The organism is Shewanella sp. ALD9 (genome assembly GCF_002836315.1).
GTDB lineage: Bacteria > Pseudomonadota > Gammaproteobacteria > Enterobacterales > Shewanellaceae > Shewanella.
The window spans coordinates 20608-38257 of record NZ_PJCD01000042.1; the positions used below are offsets into that span (position 1 = coordinate 20608).

Annotated in this window: 14 protein-coding genes, 2 tRNA genes and 1 pseudogene; 11 read left to right on the forward strand and 6 right to left on the reverse strand. The window is 40.6% G+C overall.

Annotated features, from left to right (window positions below; all coding sequences use genetic code 11):
* Nucleotides 1-8 precede the first annotated feature (8 nt).
* Nucleotides 9-617: a flavin reductase gene (locus tag CXF88_RS18375; protein ID WP_101088256.1), complete on the reverse strand. Its 609-nt coding sequence runs from the start codon at nucleotides 615-617 to the stop codon at nucleotides 9-11.
* A gap of 587 nt (nucleotides 618-1204) precedes the next feature.
* On the opposite strand from CXF88_RS18375, the gene CXF88_RS18380 reads away from it, so the two are divergent.
* Both CXF88_RS18380 and CXF88_RS18385 read left to right on the forward strand, forming a co-directional pair.
* Nucleotides 1205-1492, forward strand: a complete 288-nt coding sequence (locus CXF88_RS18380; RefSeq protein ID WP_101088257.1) for a coiled coil domain-containing protein — start codon at nucleotides 1205-1207, stop codon at nucleotides 1490-1492.
* A gap of 187 nt (nucleotides 1493-1679) precedes the next feature.
* A complete protein-coding gene (locus CXF88_RS18385; protein WP_101088258.1) occupies nucleotides 1680-2147 on the forward strand; it encodes a hypothetical protein in 468 nt (155 codons plus the stop codon).
* A 131-nt stretch (nucleotides 2148-2278) separates the two neighbouring features.
* On the opposite strand, the gene CXF88_RS18390 is transcribed toward CXF88_RS18385, so the two are convergent.
* On the reverse strand, nucleotides 2279-2491 hold the full coding sequence (locus CXF88_RS18390; protein WP_011637494.1) for a hypothetical protein: 213 nt from the start codon (nucleotides 2489-2491) through the stop codon (nucleotides 2279-2281).
* Nucleotides 2492-2871: 380 nt separating this feature from the next.
* On the opposite strand from CXF88_RS18390, the gene nhaA reads away from it, so the two are divergent.
* The 6 genes and pseudogenes from nhaA to CXF88_RS18425 all read left to right on the forward strand — a co-directional run bounded on the left by nhaA (nucleotide 2872) and on the right by CXF88_RS18425 (nucleotide 11133).
* On the forward strand, nucleotides 2872-4233 hold the full coding sequence (gene nhaA / locus CXF88_RS18395) for a Na+/H+ antiporter NhaA (RefSeq protein WP_101088259.1): 1362 nt from the start codon (nucleotides 2872-2874) through the stop codon (nucleotides 4231-4233).
* A gap of 1277 nt (nucleotides 4234-5510) precedes the next feature.
* Entirely contained in the window at nucleotides 5511-6668 is a 1158-nt protein-coding gene (locus CXF88_RS18405; protein WP_101088261.1) for an iron-containing alcohol dehydrogenase, read from the forward strand.
* A gap of 12 nt (nucleotides 6669-6680) precedes the next feature.
* A complete protein-coding gene (locus CXF88_RS18410; RefSeq protein ID WP_101088262.1) occupies nucleotides 6681-7715 on the forward strand; it encodes an NADP-dependent oxidoreductase in 1035 nt (344 codons plus the stop codon).
* A gap of 130 nt (nucleotides 7716-7845) precedes the next feature.
* Nucleotides 7846-9228 (forward strand): NAD-dependent succinate-semialdehyde dehydrogenase, encoded by a 1383-nt coding sequence (locus CXF88_RS18415; protein WP_101088263.1) that lies wholly within the window; start codon nucleotides 7846-7848, stop codon nucleotides 9226-9228.
* A gap of 565 nt (nucleotides 9229-9793) precedes the next feature.
* Nucleotides 9794-10093 (forward strand): annotated as a pseudogene (locus CXF88_RS18420) (substrate-binding domain-containing protein); the annotation flags it as partial.
* Between the two features lie 323 nt (nucleotides 10094-10416).
* Nucleotides 10417-11133, forward strand: coding sequence for an NUDIX domain-containing protein (locus CXF88_RS18425; RefSeq protein WP_101088265.1), 717 nt, complete (start codon nucleotides 10417-10419; stop codon nucleotides 11131-11133).
* A gap of 861 nt (nucleotides 11134-11994) precedes the next feature.
* Here the strand turns inward: CXF88_RS18425 and CXF88_RS18435 are convergent.
* From CXF88_RS18435 to CXF88_RS18445, 3 genes are all read right to left on the reverse strand, one after another.
* Nucleotides 11995-12071, reverse strand: a tRNA-Val gene (locus CXF88_RS18435).
* Between the two features lie 48 nt (nucleotides 12072-12119).
* Nucleotides 12120-12196 (reverse strand) — tRNA-Val (locus CXF88_RS18440).
* Between the two features lie 164 nt (nucleotides 12197-12360).
* Complete coding sequence (locus CXF88_RS18445; RefSeq protein ID WP_101088267.1) at nucleotides 12361-13731, reverse strand: MATE family efflux transporter; 1371 nt, start codon at nucleotides 13729-13731, stop codon at nucleotides 12361-12363.
* 29 nt (nucleotides 13732-13760) lie between these two features.
* Here CXF88_RS18445 and CXF88_RS18450 point away from each other — a divergent pair, with 29 nt between their 5' ends.
* Nucleotides 13761-14375 (forward strand): riboflavin synthase subunit alpha, encoded by a 615-nt coding sequence (locus CXF88_RS18450; RefSeq protein ID WP_101088268.1) that lies wholly within the window; start codon nucleotides 13761-13763, stop codon nucleotides 14373-14375.
* Between the two features lie 89 nt (nucleotides 14376-14464).
* Here the strand turns inward: CXF88_RS18450 and CXF88_RS18455 are convergent, their stop codons facing one another.
* Nucleotides 14465-14665 (reverse strand): CPXCG motif-containing cysteine-rich protein, encoded by a 201-nt coding sequence (locus CXF88_RS18455; protein ID WP_101088269.1) that lies wholly within the window; start codon nucleotides 14663-14665, stop codon nucleotides 14465-14467.
* 494 nt (nucleotides 14666-15159) lie between these two features.
* On the opposite strand from CXF88_RS18455, the gene thrS reads away from it, so the two are divergent.
* Both thrS and infC read left to right on the forward strand, forming a co-directional pair.
* Nucleotides 15160-17088, forward strand: coding sequence for a threonine--tRNA ligase (gene thrS, locus CXF88_RS18460; RefSeq protein WP_101088270.1), 1929 nt, complete (start codon nucleotides 15160-15162; stop codon nucleotides 17086-17088).
* 3 nt (nucleotides 17089-17091) lie between these two features.
* Complete coding sequence (infC, locus tag CXF88_RS18465; RefSeq protein ID WP_081430133.1) at nucleotides 17092-17634, forward strand: translation initiation factor IF-3; 543 nt, start codon at nucleotides 17092-17094, stop codon at nucleotides 17632-17634.
* Nucleotides 17635-17650 lie beyond the last annotated feature (16 nt).

A 17650-nucleotide genomic window follows, 5' to 3' on the forward strand; every position in this document is an offset into this window, starting at 1 on the left:
TGTCACCGCTATTTTTTAGCATAAGGCAAACGAGCCAGTTTATTGCCTGTGTAGTAACAATCGAGCCCGCTAATCGCTACCGTATCAATAGTGTGTAAATCTATAAACCCATCAGTTTGAACCGCATCATCGTCTACATAAACGTCAACTATTTCACCAATAACAAACTCGGTACCATTGATAGCTAAATGTTGATGCTCTACTAGCTTAACTGAATATTTTAGGCGGCTTTCTTTTACAAAAGGCGCGCTAAAGTCTGATAGGTATTCAGGCGTTAATCCCGTCGCTTCAAACTCTGATTCATCTTTATCATAACGAGCAGATGTTTGATGAGCTTGCTCATAAATAGATTGATTGACTTGATTAATAGTATACAAGCCGGTTTGTAAAATATTTTCAAAGGTATGACGCGGCACACTGTGAGGGCGGATTATCATACCAACCAGCGGCGGATTGGCACCTAGGTGAATAACCGAACTGACAATCGACAAATTAGTGTTGCCCTGTAAATCTTGTGTACCTATTAAATTAGCGCTTTTAAATCCTGACAGTGAATTGATTAAATGGCTACGGGTGTGTTTTTCAAGCGCGTCTAAGCGCTCTTTAGTAAAATGCATTAAAAGTCCTTAACACTAACTAGTGCAACCTTATCAATCAAAATTGGCTGCTTCACCAATTAACGCTACATCTGGGATATTGTTCGTCAATTTGCATTATATGATATCTAGGCCATAAATTATTGCATCTGAGTGTGTTTTTGCTTGTAAATGACTCATTAGCTTTATGGTTATAATTCATTGATATTAATGCTAAATAAATCAAACCAATATACCTCTAGTATGATTTATTCATGTTAGTTTGTTTCTAGCTACTGTATTTCGATACTGCGCAGTGCTCAATTGCCTTGATAAATAACCATCATGTATCTCATGTATCTCATATAACAGCTTAAATTTTTTAATCGCAGGCTTTTTTACGAGCAAAGGTAGCAAATAGATCCATTAACATATCTTCATAACGATATTACATGAACAAGCAATAATGAGGCAGAAGTGAGCAATATGCCGCCTTGCGTGGTAACGTAAATTTAGGCTGGTAAATTTATGCCGGTAAATAATCAAATATGCTGAGGCCCAGTGATTCAAATAAACTAGAAACACTTAAAATGTATAGCGTATCCAATGTATTTAAAAGGACAATCATTATGAGTAAGAAACAAGCATACGAAAAGAAATTGCAAGCGCAGCTCGACGAGTGGAGCGCTGATATCGACAAACTTAAAGCAAAAGCTGATGCGGCCGCAGCTGATGAGCAGCTTGAATACTACAAACAAATAGAGGAACTTCAGTCTATGAAGGACACTGCCAATAAAAAGCTTACTGAGCTTAAAAAGGCCGGTGACGATGCTTGGGAAGACATAAAAGTCGGTATTGACAGCGCCTGGGATTCGCTTGGTTCGGCATTTAAGTCTGCGACGTCAAGATTCAAATAAGCATGCTACATAATAGAAACTCGAGTTAATAGTATCCCTACATTATGGCGGCCAATCATTAATGAGTTTATGCATTAAATGATACAAGCAAGTATCAATATTGGATGAACACCATCGCTTCAAATGTGTGTACACATTAATAGCTGAATGGGCCACGTTGGTTGATAAATTCTTAGAGGGAAAAAATATGAAAAAACTGTTTAATAAGATTTTCGCTGGAGTTCATTTGTTCGCAGCTGTAGTGCTTATCATCTTATCTTTGATAATTATGCTGTGGTCCATTTATGAGGTCATTTCTGGCATACAGTATGACTCTGGATTTATTCCATTAATGCTTCAATCTGTCGCTGCTATCATTATTGCAGCAGCCATTATTGATGTAGCACAGTATATGATGGAAGAAGAGGTTTTTAAGGACAAAGAGCTGCGAGATCCCAAAGAGGCAAGACGAACAATTACAAAAATTATTGTCATTATTACTATAGCAGTCAGCATTGAAGGACTGGTTTTTATATTTAAAGCAGGAACGAAAGACCTTAGCCTTTTGCTCTATCCAGCCTTACTTATTATGGTATCAGCTATCTTAATTGTCGCACTTGGTATATATCAAAAATTAAGCGCTACTATAGAAAAAAGAGAAGAGGAAAGTATATAGTCATTTGTGAACAATGGTTTTTATGTATCGCTTAGATAAGTATTTATTCGCCGCTATAAGCGGCGATTCTCTTAAGGGAAAATGGCTAGCTAAATAGAGAGGACATCAACACACTATATTTCTTTGTTTAGCTATTTTTCAGGAATATCTTCAAGTAATTTTATGATAGTACGATTATTGTTTAGATGGGCTAGGTCAAGGAGGTAGCTTTTCTCAAGCTCTTGCATCGGTTCATCTGCCAATAATTCCTTTACTAACTGCTCTTCATCATTTGCAATGGCGGTTTTCAAGGCTGCAAAAGTCGCGATACTGTGTTTATGTTGATCAGTATTGTTAGATCCCATTAGTTTCGCTCCGTTAATTGTTCGATATTTATGTCATAGCGGGTTACCACACTAACAATATAACCGTGTATTTTGCAATCATAGTGATGGTAAATATACCGAAACAGACCAGAATACATAGTCAGTTGATTAAACCGATTACAGTCATATTCTCAGGCGTGTCTTGACAGTTTATCAGCAATGTTAATCGCTTAGCTCCGCTGGTTTGGCAAACGTGATGCTAGGTTAGCATTAAATTTCAGCGCGATTGACAGGATATAAAGCCGTTTTGTTAGCAAAGATGGTATCGTATTTACTCGATGTTTAATGTATTGATTATAAAGGGTTCTGGATACATTCTTCGGTTAAAAAATCATGCAATAACGTGATGGAGACAAGTTATGGGTTACGAAATAAAGGAAGAAAATCGTGATCATGCTCCGTTAGAGCGTGGTTTTCTTAAGTTTTCATTACCTGTGGAGTCATTCATCGATAGCCAGATCGTAGCTGGAATCGTGTTACTGGTTTCGGCAATAGCCGCAATTCTTATGGTTAACTTAGGATGGCAACACAGTTATGAAGCACTCAGTACACTTAAATTAACTATTTCTCTTGGCGATTGGTCAATAAGTCATTCCTTACATTATTGGATCAATGATGGCTTGATGGTGTTGTTTTTTTTCATTTTAGGGTTAGAAATAAAATATGAATGTTTGGTCGGCGCTCTTAGCGATTTAAAAGATGCTGCATTAGTTATTGTTATGGCATTAGGGGGCATGGTGCTCCCAGCACTGATATATTCAAGCATTATTTGGATTAGTGACTCGTCCAATACGTATCAAGGTTGGGGTGTTCCTATGGCCACAGACACGGCATTTGCTATAGGTATTTTAACACTGTTAGGCGCTAAAGCACCTCGGGCTGCTTACATTATTCTTACGGGTTTAGCCATTGTAGATGACATGGGAGCCGTTGCTGTTATTGGATTATTTTATACTGAACAAATCGAAGTTCTGTCATTATTGTGGGCTGCTCTGACGTTATTAGTGTTATTTTTTATCAACATTCTGGGCATAAGAAAACCTATTTTCTATTTAATGGGCGGTTTTTTTCTTTGGTGGTTTATTCTTCAATCAGGCGTACATGCAACCACGGCCGGTCTTTTAGCTGCAATGATGGTACCGACGCGTCCTTATACCAATAAAGTTTGGTTTCGTCGTAAAATGCAAAATGTCATTCAAGAATTTAAGGACGTAGACAGTGTAGACACTCCTATCCTTGAGAATGAAAAACAACACGCACTTGCTGTAAAGGCCGAAGATATTGCCAAGCAAAGTACAGCGCCGATATTACGTTGGGGCTATACGCTAGACAAACCCGTTAGCCTTATTATTTTACCTTTGTTTGCTTTTTTGAACGCAGGTGTAATGTTACCCACAATAATTCCTGAATTTAAAGATACTGTGGTCACACTAGCAATAATACTCGCATTGGTGTTGGGGAAAGGCATTGGTATTAGCCTTTTTGCTTGGTTAGGGTTAAAAGTGGGTGCGGTAAGGTTACCTAATGGGGTTACATTTCCTCATATCATAGGTATCGGATTTTTAGCGGGTGTAGGCTTTACAATGTCATTGTTTATATCAGCCTTAGCATTTGAGGGGCAGCCCGCTTTAATCGAACAAGCTAAGCTGGGTATCCTTTTCGGTTCATTATTAGCCGGGATAATAGGGGCTACTATATTGTTTTTGGTTTCTGATGATTAAGTTAAATTAGTTAGCCCCAATTAGCGTATCGAGACGAATAGATAATAGTCAATTTCAATAATGTCAACGTCAACGTCAATAATGTTAACGTCAATAATGTCAACGTATTGATAGGTACTGGAAATGGGCCAACAGTGATGGCAAAGAACGTTTGCTACAAGCAATATTAGATTTAATGTGGCAGAGCAGCTATGGCACTCTCACTATTGATGCTATATGTGAGCGAGCCGGCGTCAAGAAGGGCTGCTACTATTTTTTCAAATCTAAATCAGAACATGTTACTGAGGCCATCCTCGACGGATTGGAGATAAAAAAGCCGAAAATGAACACCTTTTTCGCTAACCAGGCCACCTTTAGAACGACTTAAAGCCTACCTTGACGATATACAACAAACACTAATTGAAGCTATCGAGAAACATGGCCGCGTGTTGGGTTGCCCACATTTCTGTATGGATGATGAAATAAGCAGTATTGAAACTGTTGATTGTCACGCGCGTTAGGATTTATTTAAAAACGTAGATGCTTATCTATTTATCTATTTATCTATTTATCTAACTATTTATCTAACTATTTATAAATTTCAGAATTGTTATTAAGTTAATCTTATGTGGCTAATAACATACGCTGATTATTGTTAGTCCCTATCATCATTTTTATACTTAAACAAAACTTAATCCCAATCGTTAGTATTGTTAAAAGGATGTACTCAATTACATCATTTTAGTCTGAACTGTTTACAATTATTAAGATTTATTGGTCTAATTGGAAAGGCTAACATTGGTATGTTAGTGTAACTAAACAGTAAAATATAATTTGGTTTATTTAAAGCACCGCACTAACAGTGATTTTAATCATCTGGTTTTAATATGATTAGCGTCATGCTGAAAATATATTTTAATATTATATCTAAATATAAACATCTTAAATCAGAGATAATAACGAGTTTTATATTTAAATATCGTATTGACATATTCAAGTGGTTACTTTAGGTGGTTTACTCATTTAATTATAGTTGACCATTTAGTAAAGAATAACAATGTAGATATCAAGCAAGTGAATATGATCAACGCATTTTATTCCATCTAGGCAATTGCCATGAACGGCAAAATAGCGATATTGGCGATGCTGTTAAGTCTCTTTTTTATCGCCGCAGTTACAAGTTGTCGCAGTATATGTGTTCATCAGGTCTGCCTATATTCGAATACTAGACACAGAAAAATCGACGTATGTCAGCATAAACGTACGCCTTCACATTGAAACAGAAGGAAACATAGAATATGAACAACTTTGACTTTCACAACCCGACAAAAATTCTCTTTGGTAAAGGCCGAATCGAAGACCTTAACGATCATATTCCAGTAGATGCAAAAGTATTGATTATCTATGGCGGTGGTAGCGCGGAACGAACCGGTGTATTAGGGCAAGTGAGAACAGCACTTACTGGTCGCACATTGGTCGAGTTTGGTGGCATAGAACCAAATCCTCGTTATGCAACGACCCTTAATGCCGTCAAAGTAATTGCTGATAACAACATCACCTTTTTGCTAGCCGTGGGTGGCGGATCTGTCATTGATGCGACTAAATTTATCGCGATGGCGGCGCTTTATGCTGGTGACCCCTGGGAGATCCTTACTGCCGGCACGGCAAAAGTGACCGCGGCGATGCCGTTCGGAACGGTGCTAACATTGCCTGCAACAGGATCTGAAATGAACAATGGTGGGGTGATAACCAACCCGGAGAAGATAGCCAAGCTTCCTTTTAGAAGTCCGCATTGCTACCCAATTTTTTCGGTCCTCGATCCTGAACTTACCTATACGCTGCCTGCGCGTCAGATTGCCAATGGCGCTGCAGATGCCTTTGTCCATATTATCGAGCAGTATCTAACTTACCCCAGTGGCGCACACGTGCAGGATGGTTTTGCCGAGTCTCTGCTACGCACCATTATTGAGCTTGGCCCTAAAGCGCTAGAGACACCAGAAGATTATGACATTCGTGCAAGTCTGATGTGGACAGCCACACTGGCTTTGAATGGATTAATCGGTGCCGGAGTGCCACAAGATTGGGCTTCTCACATGATCGGACATGAGATTACTGCGCTCAATGATACAGACCACGCCCGTACTCTTGCTGTCGTGTTACCGTCACTATTGAATGATCAGCGTGGCCACAAGCACGAAAAATTACTCCAATATGCTAGTAATGTCTGGGGCATCACCGAAGGCACAGATGCTGTGCGAATTGACGCTGCAATAGACGCCACGCGGGCGTTTTTCGAGCAATTAGGGATCAAGACTCGATTGAGCGACTACGGTATTGCCGCAGCAGAAATTGAACTTATTGTTCGCGCCTTGGAGGAACATGGCATGACAGCCCTTGGCGAACACAAAGACATCACCCCAACTGATGTCCGTCGCATTCTTGAAGCGTCACTTTAAAGGAGATTGAATATGACACAAACAAACACAACTAATCGACAATGGGTTCTTGCAGAACGTCCTAAAGGCGAACCTACGCTAGACACGTTAACTTTGATTGAGACCGCTATCCCTGTTGCTAACGACAAACAAATGCTACTGCGGACTGAATTCCTTTCGCTCGACCCCTATATGCGCGGGCGGATGAGCGATGCACCATCTTATGCAGACCCTGTCGAAATAGGCGCGGTGATGATAGGCGGTACGGTGTCTCAAGTTGTTGATTCCAATATCGATGGCTTTGCTCCAGGCGACTTCGTGCTTAGTTTTAATGGTTGGCAAGACTATGCTGTTTCCGATGGCACCGGGCTCACTAACCTCGGTAAGTCTTCGACCCATCTTTCATGGGCGCTGGGTATTTTAGGCATGCCTGGCTTTACTGCTTGGGCTGGCCTAAAGCATATTGGTGCCCCTAAAGCTGGCGAGACCATTGTTGTGGCAGCTGCGACCGGCCCGGTCGGGGCCACTGTTGGCCAAATCGGCAAGCTACTGGGCTGTCGTGTGGTTGGAATTGCAGGCGGCGCGGAAAAATGTGCCTATGCAGTAGATGAGTTAGGCTTTGACGCGTGCATCGACCATAAGGTTGCTGACTTTGCAGACCAACTTGCCAAGGTGAACTCAAACGGCATCGATGTCTATTTTGAAAGTGTCGGTGGTAAGGTCCTTGATGCCGTCATCCCGCTATTAAATCCGAACGCTCGGATCCCACTTTGCGGGCTGGTGTCACAATATAACGCAACCGAATTGCCAGAAGGGCCAGATAGAATGAACTGGCTGATGGGTCAGATCCTGCGTAAGAAAATTAAGCTGCAAGGTTTTATTATTTTTGATGACTTTGGCCATCTGTATCCCGACTTCGCCGCCGAGATGACTGGTTGGGTTAAAAGCGGCAAGATTAAATACCGAGAAGAGATTATCACAGGGCTCGAAAATGCTCCTCATGCATTTATAGGCCTTCTTAATGGCGAAAACTTCGGCAAACGTACAATCCATGTTGGTCAAAAGTAACAGGTCAATATTTTACCATCTTGATGGTTCTGACTTCGCCCTCGGGCGATAGCTTTTGCAAAACAACACCGGGGGCCGGTTGTTAAATACCCGTCTCCTGTTGGTACATTACCCAAAAAAGGTAAATATTATGACATATGAAACACGCAATCCTTACACTGGTGATCTTCTGGTAACGTTCCCAGATGCAAGCGACTCAGAGGTAAAGCAAGCAATTGAAAATGCGCATGATGCTTTTTTACTTTGGAAAAATACTGGGTTTACTGATCGTGCGCGCATAATGCACGCCGCCGCCGAATTATTACGCCGTGACGTTGATTATTATGCCAATCTGCTCACCATTGAGATGGGTAAACTTATATCCGAAGCCAAAGCAGAAATAGCGTTGTCAGCAGATATCTTCGACTACTATGCAAATAATGCACAGAAATTGCTGGCTCCACAAAAGCTACCGGTTGCCGACGCTGATGCGGAAATTTTGTGTGAGCCGCTGGGTGTATTATTGGCGATTGAACCATGGAACTTTCCTTTCTATCAGGTGGTTCGTATCGCTGCACCACAAATATCTGCTGGTAATACACTGTTGCTCAAGCATGCGTCTAACGTTCCGCAGGCCGCGGCTGCATTCGAAAAATTAATGCTCGATGCTGGTTTACCTCAAGGTGTGTTCAAAAATCTATACGCTACAAGGTCGCAGATAGAAACGATCATTAACGATCCGCGCGTTCAGGGCGTAGCATTAACAGGGTCGGAAAGGGCCGGTGCAGTCGTTGCGGCCCAGGCAGGCAAGGCATTAAAGAAATCGACTCTTGAACTTGGCGGTGCTGATGCATTAGTTGTTCTAGCCGATGCAGATATGCAGAAAACAATTAACTGGGCGGTTCTAGGACGACATTGGAATGGTGGTCAGGTCTGTGTGTCATCAAAACGAATGATCATTGTGGATGAGGTGTATGATCGGTTCCTTGAAGGATATATTGGTGGTACTGCGAATCTCAAAGCGGGTGATCCGTTCGAGCCAAGCACAACGCTAGCGCCACTTTCATCTAGGGCGGCAGCCGATGAAATCAAGGATAAGATTCGCCAGGCGATTTCTTACGGGGCTACCGCAACTGAGGTTGGGCCAATTGTCCCTGATTCAGGCAATTTTGTTCAGCCGACCATTTTGACTGACATTGCAGAAGACAACCCCGCACGTTATTGGGAATTCTTCGGTCCTGTTTCTATGATGTTTCGCGCCAAAGATGAAGATGACGCGGTCCATATAGCCAATGATTCACCGTTCGGTCTGGGCGGTTCGGTATTTACTGCCAACCCAATCCATGGTGCAGAAGTGGCGAAACGAATATCCACAGGTATGGTCTTCGTCAATCACCCGACAATGGCTAAGGCGGATTTACCATTCGGTGGTGTTAAACGTTCAGGTTACGGCCGCGAGCTAGTCGGTCTCGGCATCAAGGAGTTTGTTAACCACAAACTTATCGCCATTGTTGACATCGACGCTCCGTTCTAGCGCTAATTGCCAATCCGATGTCTAGTCGGATTGGCTTATCCAGTAAGGACATAAATCGGTAAATAGTGAGTTGTTTAGCGATATCAACATAAACACTTCTAAGCATGCAAAAATATCAAAATAGTTAACTCATTTTGCTAGCGACCTTTAGTTAACTTTGCAACGTTTAGCGCCCTCGGCAATTAATTTTCGTTAAATAACTTAGCCAATCAAGCAACACTGTCGACTATCACCACATCATCGGAGCCAGTAACCGAGACTAAAAGTCTTAATGCAAAACATATCCCCAATTCAGTACTGGCCAGCCTTGTTTGCGAAAACTGAATAAGCCTCCAATTGTCCTTATTTCAAGCACTTCTAAAGCGCTAGCATCAGCATGACACCGTCTTTTCATCATGAGAGATGAGGCTAACATTAACAAATCATCCACACGTCATCATCGTATGTGTCATCATCGTATGTGTCATTGATTATGTGTTATTGATTATGTGAATTTGTTCAAATCTAGAAATCGATTAGTGTTATTTGAAATTAAAAGATATAACTTTTTCGTCACGATAAACCCAGTGCTATTTTTGCAGCTAACGATGATATGGCTGCTGCGGTGATGTCTATTGCACAAAGCCAGGGGATTAATGTGCCAAATGATTTATCGGTTGTTGGCTTTGATGATACAACCCTCGCAACGGTCGTGTGGCCAAACATTACCACGGTAAGACAGCCTATTGATGAAATGGCAACGTTAGCTGTCAGCTTATTTACCTCAAATAAAAACAAAGACTTTTCAGGACTAAAAAACAGTCAGTTGCGTCATATTCTCGAATTTGAAATTATTCAAAGAGAGTCGAGTAAATCAATTGTCTAGCAATGACCTATTCTACGGATGATGAAGTGTTTGTTTACGAAAAATACAAATACAATCAATAATTTAAGCAGGTTAATTTGTGGTGATCGTTGATAAAACGCATCTAAGCCACAACGATGATAAGTATTGTTGTAATATTGTGCATTGGTGATGTGCAGTAGAAATTGATTTTGTTTCATGCATTTACAATTATGTTTTTGGTGAGTAAAGTGATTATCAACGTCTGTTGAATATGACTTTTTTACTACTACACAGTTGTTCAACGGCAATCTCCAGAGTGTGTATGTACAACCAAGCTCGCTATATTAAATTGGATCTTACCTGTGAATTTTATAAACGAAGTTATTGATGAAGAAACCATCCCTGCTGATTGTATTAGTAACTTAACCGTTGATAATCTTATTTTTACCCTTCATGACAGCAAACTTAAAGTCTTATTGATTAAATACAATAAATGCCTAGCAACCAATAAATGGGGCTTAGTCGGTCACTGGGTTCGCAGTGACGAAAACCTCGAGACTGCGGCATCGCGAGTTGTAAAAAACACAGCCGGGGTCGAAAACTTATATTTAGACCAACTAGGTGCCTTCGGTGATGTTGACCGTTACCCAGCCAGACGAATTATTACCATTGCGTTTTATTCGTTGGTCCGCTTTGACGAAACCAATTTATCGCATGGTCCAAATGCCATAGAATGTGAATGGTTTGATGTAAGACAAGTCCCTAAACTGATGTTTGACCATGATAATATTTTGGCCAGTTGCCTTAATCACTTAAAATACAAAGTCAGACATGAACCGATCGGTTTTAGTTTGTTACCTGAAAAATTTACCTTATTACAACTACAAGATTTATATGAATCTATTCTCGGTGTGACATTAGACAAACCCAATTTTCGCCGAAAAATATTAAAGATGAATTTATTAATTGACTGTAATGAGAAGCAACGTAATGTTGCCCACAGAGCAGCGTCATTGTATCGATTTGATGTGCATGTTTATGAAAAACTGACTCAATTTGGTTTTACGTTCGAATATTAATATTCCCTAATCTCAGATGCATCTGCAGAGCAGCAAAATCAAGTATGGTATCAACATATCTATCAACCATTACAAAATGACCCACTAATAAAAGATGCCCACAAAGCATTACTCCTATGGCGTGACAGTATGACTGTGTCATTGGTTACTGGGCTGTTACTGGTAATTGGAGGGCTAAATGTACCTTGGGTCGCAAAAATATTTGATCACTATTCTCTAAGCGTTCCCTTCTGTTTTGCCTTTGCCTGCGGACTTGCTGCGAATAATTGCGGTAAAAGAATGGTGACTAATACGGTTACCATTTGCTACGGCACTAAATTTCACAATCTAAATAGAAAACCGCAGGTGTTCAAATTAACCAAATAGTAGAGTTAAGTCGCTTGCCCTGAGTTGGCGGATCAGAGCTGTGGTTGAAAAGAACAAGCCATTTTGAAAAAGTACATTTATCTACTTGGTGTACATCAGGTGTTAATTGAAAGTACGTCAACTGGCTTGTGTGACTGTAAATTATTCATCGTGCCAGTAATGGAAGTTGTAGTTGTCATTCATTTCAGGTTCAAAAATCACTTGTGCCAACATGTTTGGCACGAGGTTAATGCGATTTGGCGCAGATAAATTTTTACGTAGAGAATTTGGTAATAAAAAAAGGTTTTTAAAACGAGGAGTTACTGCAAGAAATGGTACACCCGAGTGGACTTCGCTTTACCACATGAATACCGACCCCTACCGCCGCCGTTAACTAAGAGAGGGTAGTGCTCTAACCAGCTGAGCTATGGGTTTATTAGCTTGTGAATATTAACTATTAATTTTAGACACAAAAAAACCAGCTTTCGCTGGCCGTATTCTCTTGTATAAGAGAATTGGTACACCCGAGTGGACTCGAACCACCGACCCCTACCATGTCAAGGTAGTGCTCTAACCAGCTGAGCTACGGGTGTATTGTTTACTTTTATTACAATTCCAATGTTTAGACTCTTTGAAAAGAGTGGTACACCCGAGTGGACTCGAACCACCGACCCCTACCATGTCAAGGTAGTGCTCTAACCAGCTGAGCTACGGGTGTATTGTTAACGCTTGCTTTAAATACTTTTGCTTCAAAGCGGACGCTATCTTAATGGGGATAGGCTGTTGCATGCAAGCAAAAAAAACATTTATATGTCTAAATGGTGATTTGCTGTGCAACTTGATTCAAGCTTAAGCAATGTGAGTCGCTTAAGCTTCAAAAAATCAATTAGATTCGCCAATCTGTTGAAACTCAAATCCTTTCTTTTGAATGTATTTCAATCTAATAGCAAACAAAATTGCTGCAGAAGTTAAGCCAGCAATTAATCCAATCCAAAATCCGTGTGCGCCCATAGGTTCAAAAATAAAATTGGTATAACCTAAAATGTAACCTGTAGTAATACCAATCACCCAATATGAAAACAAGGTGATATAGAAAGCACTACGAGTATCTTTATAACCACGTAATGCTCCAGCAGCGACTACTTGAATTGAATCTGATATCTGATAAAACGCAGCTAACATCATTAAACTACCAGCCAAAGCGACCACTTCAGGGTTATCGTTATACAACAAGGCGATTTGATGCTTAAAGGTGACGGTTAATAGGGCGGTAAAAATGGCTAAGGTGAATGATAACCATAAACCCACTTTTGCGACTAAAGCCGATATTTCTGGTTGCCCACGGCCAAGGTAATAACCAATTCGTATCGAGACAGCAATACCTATAGATAGTGGCAGCATAAAGACAATTGACGAGAAGTTAAGGGCAATCTGATGGCTTGCAACAACATTAGCGCCTAATGGAGCTAAAAATAACGCGATAATAGCAAACAGGCTGACCTCAAAAAATAATGCCATCGCAATTGGCATACCCAATTTAGTCATAGACCACATACTGGCTAAATGAGGACGGTAAAAATGCTTAAATGGCGCGAGCTGTTTAAATTTTTTATCAACTAACATGTAAATAATCATCGCAACTAACATGGCCCAAAAGACTAATGCAGTTGCAACACCACAACCAGCACCGCCCATTGCAGGAATACCAAAACCACCATAAATAAACACGTAATTAGCGGGTATATTGACTGCTAACCCAATGAAGCCTATCACCATTGTCGGCATGGTATAAGAAATCCCCTCACTGCAACCGCGTAATACTTGATACAACACGAAGGCTGGGGCACCCCACAAAATGGCATCTATGTAACCTACTGTTAATAAATGCAGTTTTGGCTCTAAATGCATAAAGTCGAGCAAATATGTTGAAGATGCGAGAAATAACATCACCCCAATACCACCTATTATGGCAATATAACCCGCCTGAAAAATGAGTGATGGAATGATTTGTTGATTATTAGCCCCATGATGCTGTGAAAATACAGGGGTAAAGGACATTAACAAGCCTTGAACAAATAAGATTGCAGGTAACCACAGACTGGTGCCAACAGCTACGGCAGCCATATCTACTGCACTCACTCTACCAGCCATCACTGTGTCAATAAAACCCATCATGGTTTGAGTCACTTGAGCTATCAGCACAGGAAGCGCTAATTTTATCAAGCGTGAAATTTGAAAACCTGTATTATTCATTAAAAAACCTATAACGGAACGAGAGAATTATGTTTACTGGTATAGTTCAAGCCACTTGTGAAGTGGTATCGATTAACAATGCTGCAGGTCTTAAAACCTTTGAAGTCGCAATGACACCACCGTTAACCCAAGGATTAGTGACAGGTGCTAGCGTAGCTAATAATGGGGTTTGCCTTACCGTAACCAAGATACTAAATGATAAGGTTTTTTTTGATGTAATGGAAGAAACATTAGCCGTAACTAACCTAGGTAATACCAGTGTCGGTGACATGGTTAATATTGAGCGCTCGTTAACGTTTGGAACTGAGATCGGTGGCCATATTTTATCTGGCCATGTACATACTCTGGCCACGGTTAAGGCTGTCAGTAACACCGACGAGCATTACAATATTGAATTACAGGTTGACTCACAATGGATGAACTACATCTTTTATAAAGGATTTGTGGGAATAAACGGTTGTAGCTTAACGGTAGGTAAAGTCAGTGACAGTGGTTTTGTACTGCATTTAATTCCAGAAACCTTAAAGTTAACTAATTTGAATCATTATAACGTTGGCGACAAGATTAATATCGAAATAGACAGTCAAACACAGGTTATTGTTGATACTGTGGAGCGAATTCTTGCTAAAAAGCAACTCGCCTAATCACCCAACATAATCACCCAACATAATCACCTAAAATAATTATCTATATTAACTTGCCTGCTTTGAAGATTAAGCAGGCGAGCTAGGCATTAATAAATTTGTTCATCGTCAGAATCGATATGAAGTTCAATTGTTCGGCGGTTATCATCTAGGTGCATTCGAATGTGTATTGGATTACAGCAAATACGGCAGTCGTCGTAATATTCTTGATCTCCAGAACTTGCATCTAAAGTGACATATTGATGATGCCCGCAATGTGGGCAACAAATGGCACGCGAAAGTAATCTCATTGCTAGTACTCCTCACTGACTCATTTCAGTAAGTATAGTGAGCATTTTATATTTTGGGTCATCCCTAAGCATGATTTAGATACAAATCAATATTATTCACTCACAACTAAGATTAAAATCTATTTTTACGTTTTTTAGTTATGAATCAGGGTTTAATGCAATCAATATAGTTAATCGTCACTAAATAGTCATCTTTAAAACAACAAACACCCTCTAAGGCAAGACACAATAAAGGTGGGCTAAAGTCATATTCACTGCTGACCAATACAGTTATCTTAACCAATGAATGTTGTTGAATACCTCATATATTGCAGTTATTCATCGCACCATGGTTGCGCAATAATCCGCTTATCACATAGAATAGAGACTTGCGTTTTTGGGTAACTAAGACTCCTGTACTGTCTTGATTTCATTAACGTGCTCTCGTTCAAAAAGAACATACTTAATTACCATGTGGCCCTACGTGTGGGTCACCACTGGAAAAGGAATTTTTAATGCCTATTATTACATTGCCTGATGGCAGCAAACGTGAGTTTGCCAATCCTGTATCGACTCTTGATGTTGCATTAGACATCGGCCCTGGTTTAGCAAAAGCGTGTATTGCTGGCCGCGTAAACGGTGAATTAAAAGATGCAACTGACTTAATCACTGCAGACTCAGAGTTAGCTATCATCACGGCCAAAGACGAAGAGGGTGTTGAAATCCTTCGCCATTCTTGTGCGCATTTATTAGGTCACGCGATCAAACAAATGTGGCCTGAAACCAAAATGGCAATCGGCCCGGTTATCGACAACGGATTTTATTACGACATCGACTTAGATCATAAGCTGACGCATGAAGATATAGAAGCCTTAGAAAAGCGTATGCTTTCGTTAGCTAAAACTAACTACGATGTGGTTAAAAAAGTTGTATCTTGGCAAGACGCTCGTGATGCTTTTAGCGAACGCGGTGAAGAATACAAAATAGCTATTTTAGATGAAAACATCAGTAAAGACGCAACACCAGCGCTTTATCACCACGAAGAATACATCGACATGTGTCGTGGTCCACATGTGCCAAACATGCGTTTTTGTCAAAACTTTAAGTTAATGAGCATTGCTGGTGCGTATTGGCGTGGTAACTCTGATAACAAAATGCTGCAACGTATATACGGCACAGCATGGGCTGACAAAAAAGCCCTTAAAACGCATTTAGTGCGTTTAGAAGAAGCTGCTAAGCGTGATCATCGTAAAATTGGTAAGCAACTAGATTTGTACCATATGCAAGAAGAAGCGCCAGGAATGGTGTTTTGGCATAACGATGGTTGGAGCATATTTTTAGAACTTGAGAAATTCATTCGTCAAAAGTTAGGTCAATACACTTATCAAGAAGTGAAAGGCCCTTTAATGATGGACCGAGTTTTATGGGAACGTTCTGGCCACTGGGATAAATACGCAGAAGCCATGTTCACCACTAACAGCGAAAACCGTGAATACGCGATTAAGCCAATGAACTGTCCAGGTCATGTACAGATTTTCAACCAAGGGTTAAAATCTTATCGCGACTTACCATTACGTATGGCAGAGTTTGGTTGTTGTCATCGTAACGAACCATCAGGTTCACTTCATGGTCTTATGCGTGTACGTGGCTTTACTCAAGACGACGCTCATGTTTTTTGTACTGATGATCAAGTACAAGATGAAGTCAGTGCATGTATCCAAATGGTATACGACACATACGCTACATTTGGTTTCGATAATATCGTGGTTAAACTGTCAACTCGCCCTGAAAAGCGTATTGGTGATGACGATATGTGGGACCGAGCTGAAGACGCTTTAAAGCAAGCTCTTGCCAATAATAATATTAAATATGAAATATTACCGGGTGAAGGCGCTTTTTATGGTCCAAAAATCGAATTTACTTTGCATGACTGTTTAGATCGTGCGTGGCAATGTGGTACAGTACAACTCGATTATGCATTACCGACTCGTTTGGGTGCCACTTATGTCGCAGAAGACAACAGTCGCCAGACGCCAGTAATGATCCATCGTGCTATTTTAGGTTCTTTAGAACGTTTCATAGGTATATTGATAGAAGAATACGCAGGTAAATTTCCAACATGGCTTGCTCCAATGCAAGTTGTTGTAATGAACATTACCGATAAACAAGCTGATTATGTTGAAGAAATCGTTAAATTCTTCAAAGAACAGGGTATTCGAGCATCTTTTGACTTGAGGAATGAGAAAATAGGCTTTAAAATACGCGAACACACCCTAAGACGTGTGCCTTATTTATTGGTCGTTGGTGATCAAGAAATGGAAAATAAGGAAGTAGCGGTGCGTACGCGTGACGGTATCGATTTAGGCAAGTTAAAACTAGAAGATTTCGCCGCGATGATACGTCAACAGATTTCGCTCCGTAGTCTCAAATTGTTGGAGGAATAGGTCATAAAGATCAAAAGAACAGCAGGGCGACAGCCAGCCCCTAATAGAATCAATGATGAAATCACTGGTGTACCTGAAGTCCGTTTATCAGGTTTAGATGGTGAGCCAATTGGTATATTAAGTATAAAAGAAGCTCAGAACGTTGCAGATGAAGCCGGAGTTGATCTTGTAGAGATCAGTCCCAATGCTGAGCCACCTGTCTGTCGCATAATGGACTACGGTAAGTTCCTTTTTGATAAAGCGAAAGCTCAAAAAGAACAAAAGAAGAAGCAGAAACAGGTCCAGGTTAAGGAAATTAAATTCCGTCCTGGCACTGATGAAAACGACTATCAGGTAAAACTACGCAACCTGATTCGTTTTCTAGAAGATGGTGACAAAGCGAAAATTACGCTGCGTTTCCGTGGTCGCGAAATGGCACACCAAAACCTAGGTATGGATCTTTTGAACCGTATCAAGGCTGATTTGGAAGAGTATGCGGTTGTTGAATCTTTCCCGAAAATGGAAGGTCGACAAGCAATTATGGTGCTAGCACCTAAAAAGAAATAGTAGGGCAACCCTAAAG

What these genes read in the sequence shown, in the direction of transcription:
- CXF88_RS18375 (WP_101088256.1), bottom strand. Translation starts at nt 617, where the DNA reads ATGCATTTTACTAAAGAGCGCTTAGACGCGCTTGAAAAACACACCCGT.
- CXF88_RS18380 (WP_101088257.1), top strand. Translation starts at nt 1,205, where the DNA reads ATGAGTAAGAAACAAGCATACGAAAAGAAATTGCAAGCGCAGCTCGAC.
- CXF88_RS18385 (WP_101088258.1), top strand. Translation starts at nt 1,680, where the DNA reads ATGAAAAAACTGTTTAATAAGATTTTCGCTGGAGTTCATTTGTTCGCA.
- CXF88_RS18390 (WP_011637494.1), bottom strand. Translation starts at nt 2,491, where the DNA reads ATGGGATCTAACAATACTGATCAACATAAACACAGTATCGCGACTTTT.
- nhaA (WP_101088259.1), top strand. Translation starts at nt 2,872, where the DNA reads ATGGGTTACGAAATAAAGGAAGAAAATCGTGATCATGCTCCGTTAGAG.
- CXF88_RS18405 (WP_101088261.1), top strand. Translation starts at nt 5,511, where the DNA reads ATGAACAACTTTGACTTTCACAACCCGACAAAAATTCTCTTTGGTAAA.
- CXF88_RS18410 (WP_101088262.1), top strand. Translation starts at nt 6,681, where the DNA reads ATGACACAAACAAACACAACTAATCGACAATGGGTTCTTGCAGAACGT.
- CXF88_RS18415 (WP_101088263.1), top strand. Translation starts at nt 7,846, where the DNA reads ATGACATATGAAACACGCAATCCTTACACTGGTGATCTTCTGGTAACG.
- CXF88_RS18445 (WP_101088267.1), bottom strand. Translation starts at nt 13,731, where the DNA reads ATGAATAATACAGGTTTTCAAATTTCACGCTTGATAAAATTAGCGCTT.
- CXF88_RS18450 (WP_101088268.1), top strand. Translation starts at nt 13,761, where the DNA reads ATGTTTACTGGTATAGTTCAAGCCACTTGTGAAGTGGTATCGATTAAC.
- CXF88_RS18455 (WP_101088269.1), bottom strand. Translation starts at nt 14,665, where the DNA reads ATGAGATTACTTTCGCGTGCCATTTGTTGCCCACATTGCGGGCATCAT.
- thrS (WP_101088270.1), top strand. Translation starts at nt 15,160, where the DNA reads ATGCCTATTATTACATTGCCTGATGGCAGCAAACGTGAGTTTGCCAAT.